Annotated in this window: 1 protein-coding gene; it reads right to left on the minus strand. The window is 48.8% G+C overall.

Annotated elements, in window-relative coordinates; genetic code table 11:
• Positions 1 to 126: 126 nt before the first annotated feature.
• Positions 127 to 1,245 (minus strand): phosphomethylpyrimidine synthase ThiC (gene thiC, locus R7Q48_RS24325; RefSeq protein ID WP_318132659.1); only part of this gene is annotated, 1,119 nt, incomplete at its 5' end.

Below are 1,245 nucleotides of genomic sequence, written 5' to 3' on the forward strand. Positions count from 1 at the left end.
ATTGAGTCGGGCTTACGCCCAACTCAATCTCATCAATACTAAAACCCTGTTCTTTCGCCAACAATAAACTCTGCTGAACAGCTCCTGTCAGCGGAATTAACGACGATGGGATAAGGATTTTAGCCATTACTCATCCGCCTCGGCGTGCACGGCTGGGTGATAAAGCTCCGAGCCTGTCGCACGAAACTCTTCAGACTTCTTACGCATGCCTTCCAGCGGGTCATCTAACATCTTGATAGAAATCGCCTGATCCGCGGCAACTTGCTCTGTATCTTTGGCATACTCCCTGACTTCTTGAGAAATCTTCATTGAGCAGAATTTAGGGCCGCACATTGAGCAGAAGTGCGCTACTTTTCCAGACTCTTGCGGCAGCGTTTCATCATGAAATGCACGTGCCGTATCGGGGTCTAAAGCGAGGTTAAATTGGTCTTCCCAGCGGAATTCAAAACGCGCCTTTGATAAGGCATTGTCACGAACTTGTGCTCCCGGATGCCCTTTTGCTAAATCCGCAGCATGCGCAGCTAGCTTGTAGGTGATCATACCGGTTTTAACGTCTTCTTTATTTGGAAGCCCCAAGTGCTCCTTAGGGGTCACGTAACACAACATAGCGCAGCCATACCAACCAATCATCGCCGCGCCAATACCGGATGTAATGTGGTCATAACCCGGAGCGATATCTGTCGTTAGAGGACCCAAGGTGTAGAACGGCGCTTCATGACAGTGTTCCAACTGTTGGTCCATATTTTCTTTAATCATATGCATTGGAATATGGCCAGGGCCTTCAATGATGACCTGCACATCATATTCCCATGCGATTTTAGTCAACTCGCCGAGCGTACGCAGCTCTGCGAATTGCGCTTCATCGTTCGCGTCTGCAACCGAGCCAGGACGCAAGCCATCACCAAGAGACAGAGCTACATCGTACTTCGCACAAATTTCACAGATCTCGCGGAAATGGGTGTATAAGAAGCTTTCTTGGTGATGCGCTAGACACCACTTAGCGATAATCGAGCCACCACGCGAAACAATCCCCGTCACTCGTTTCGCCGTCATTGGAACATAGCGAAGTAGTAAACCAGCATGGATAGTAAAGTAATCAACCCCCTGCTCTGCTTGTTCGATTAACGTATCGCGCATGACTTCCCAATTCAGGTTCTCAGCAATGCCATTTACTTTCTCCAAAGCCTGATACATAGGAACCGTACCAATTGGCACCGGGCTATTGCGTAAAATCCATTCGCGAGT

It is taken from the genome of Vibrio sp. 378 (assembly GCF_033339435.1).